The organism is Micromonospora sp. 4G55 (assembly GCF_016803375.1).
Genome location: NZ_JAEVHN010000730.1, coordinates 1 through 2920, shown reverse-complemented (window position 1 = coordinate 2920; position 2920 = coordinate 1). Strand labels below are relative to the sequence as shown.

The 2920-nt window shown below is 72.1% G+C and carries 1 protein-coding gene; it reads right to left on the bottom strand.

The window, feature by feature from the left end:
• Window positions 1-2920, bottom strand: a 2920-nt coding sequence (locus JNW89_RS37430) for a glycosyl hydrolase (RefSeq protein WP_305070561.1), incomplete at both ends; no start/stop codon positions are given.

The window sequence follows — 2920 nt, the reverse complement described above, 5'->3', positions numbered from 1 at the left end:
GGTCGGGGGTACGACCGCGTCGCGGGTTGGTGGTGGGACGGCGGATCAGGCGTACGGCAGCGTGACGACCGAGCGGTCGCCGATGCGAGGGTGGTCGGGTTCGTGCCGATGGCGGACCAGACCTCCACCTTCACCGTGCCGTTCGACAGGTTGCCGAGGGCGCCGGTGGCGGAGAGCAGCCCCGCGTTCTGGGTGTAGTGCTCGTAGCCGGGGACCGGGTCGGTGGCGAAGTAGCGGTACGTCTCCACCCGGTCGACGGTCCCGTCACCCGTCAGGTCGTAGGAGACCCGTGCCTGCACCCCGTTGCCGACCGCCGAGCCGGCGTCGAGGAACAGGTCGAACCGGGTCTGCCCACCCGAGTAGGCCATGGTCAGGCCGGTCGCGGTGAAGACCACCGGGTTGGTCGGCGTGCCGTCGTGGTTGGTGCCGCCGGCGCTGGCCACGGTGGTGGTCGTCGCGCCGCCGGCCGCCCCCAGGCCACCGCCGGGGAGCAGGTACCGCGTCGGTGAGCCGCTGGGCGGGGGCGTGGTCGGCGTGGGGCTCGGGCTGGTGGGCGTCGGGCTCGGCGTCGGGCTGGTCGGCGTGGGGCTCGGGCTCGCGCCGCCGTTGGCGTTGCCGCCGCTCCAGGTGTACGCCCCGGTGGTTGCCGTCCGTCCGGCCGCGACCGTCAGCCGGGTGCCGTCGGACCAGGTCACCGTCAGCGGGGCGGCGGTGATGTTGCTGGCCACGTAGGTGCGGGCGCCGTTGCGGGTGAAGACGGCCGCCAGCGGGTGGTTCGCGGTGACGCCGGTGTCCACCTGGCCGAGCGCCGCCAGGTTGCGGATCCAGTGGAACGTGTGGGCGCGGCTCTCGCCCTCCTCTGGGGTGTAGCCGGGGTTGGCGCGCAGCTTCGTCAGTGCCGCGTCGGGGTCGCCGAGGGCCAGGAACTGCCAGAGGATGTCCTGCCAGACCGTGGGTTCGCCGCCGTTGTTGCGGACCAGCTCGGCGTAGTTGGTCCTGGGGTAGGCCGGGCGGTAGCCCAGGTAGAGGTGGCCGCCGGTGACCGGCAGCATGTTGATGCCTTGGATCATCTCCGGGTCGGCGCTGAACCAGGTGGAGTACGCGCCACCGTCGCCCCAGACCATGCCGACCGTCGAGTGCCCGAACGCGGCCGGGAAGTTCTCGTCGTCGACGTCGAACCAGTACTGCTGGATCGCCGCCGCCTGGTTGGTGTACATGAACATGCCGGCGTCCCGGACGGCGGTGTTGCCGGTGGCCTGTCCCCACTGGATGAGGGCGTTGGCGAAGTTCATCCCCTCCGACGACGACTCCTGGTTGTTGCCGGCGGCGAACGAGCCGTGCCCGGAGGCCCAGTCGTGCCCGGCGTAGATGTCGAAGTCGCGCAGGTACGGGAAGCGGGTGTCCTCGCGGCTGTAGTTGTTGGCGTCCCGGATGAGCAGGTCGACCATGCCGCCGTACTGAGCGGTGGTGGCCCAGGTCGGGTCGAACTTGGCCAGCGTCGCGGCGGCCGCGATGAAGTACCCGTAGTGGAAGTGGTGGTCGTTGAGCTCCTGGTCGGAGCCGTACGACGCGGGGTAGCCGATCAGGGTGCCCCAGTTCCGGTCGTAGTAGAAGACGCGGGCCGTCTTGCCGGGGGTGGCGGTGAACCAGTCGTTCAGCGTGGACCGGATGGCGTTCAGCGCGGCGGTACGGGTCTCCGTGTCACCGACCAGGTCGGCGATCTCGGCGATCCGGGCGGCCCGCCCGAGACCCTTGCCGGTCCAGTACGTGTCGGTGCCGCGCTGGTCCATCGGGTTGCCCCGCACCGCGGCGAGCTGGTCCCTGAGCTGGGCCAGGTCGGCGCCGGCGCCGGTGGCGACGGCGGGCAGCTCCGGCAGCACCCCCTGGTAGGTCATCGCGGTGCGGAACTGGCTGACGCCCGTGAGCACCTTCATCCGGCCGCGGGCGGAGGGATAGCTCTGGCCGATCGGGGTGGCGCCGGCCAACGCCTTCCATTGGTGCGGGTAGAGGCTCACCACGGTCTGGGTGGCGGTGCCCTCCCGGGGCGTGGTGGTGAAGGCGTACGTGGTGGTGACCCGGCCGCTGGCCTGGTCGTAGGAGTAGGAGACCCGGGTGCCGGTGACGTGTGCGTGGGCGTACCGGCCGTAGGTGGTGGCGAGGTCGGCGCGGGCGGTGGCGTCGGTGCTCGACGTGGTGGGCAGCAGGGCGACGGAGAAGTAGCCCTTGCCGGCCAGGGTGGAGGTGATCCGTCCGCCGGCGACGGTCCAGGTGGCGCCGGTCGGGGCGTAGGCGACGTAGTCGTGGCCGCGGACGGTGAACCCGATGGTGGCGCCGTTCTGGGACCAGACCGTCGGGCTGCCGCCGGTGGGGTTGATCAGCGCGTCGCCGCCGCTGGTCCGGAAGTAGGCGAACGGCAGGCCGTGGCCGATGGTGGCCCGCAGGGTACGCGTGCCGTCGCTCCAGTACGGGCTGACCGTCCAGTCCGTCCAGTCGTCGACCTTGACGACCGGCGCGCCGAGCCCGGTCACGCCGACCCGGATGTCCTCGGCGTACGCGTACTTGTACTCGCCCACCCCGGTCGCCGTGCCGCTGATGGTGGGGGTGGAGGTGGCGGAGAAGCCGAGGCCGTCGCCGAACGGCTGGTAGGAGGCGGGGTGTGCGTGCAGCGGCTCGCTGTACGCGCAGTTGGTCCGCTTCCACAGCAGGGACGACCACCAGTCGTTGGTGGGGATCGGGCCGGCGGGCGCGTTGGCGGTGACGAACTGTCGGGGGTTGGTGGACAGGTCGCCGCAGCCGGTGGGCAGGGGGCCGACCCGGTCGGTGGTGTAGCTGCCGGCGCCGACGGTGGCGGCCTCGGCGGGGGGCGGTGGCGGCGGTGAGGGCGAGACCGGCGACGACGACGGCCAGGGCGGTGGTGGTG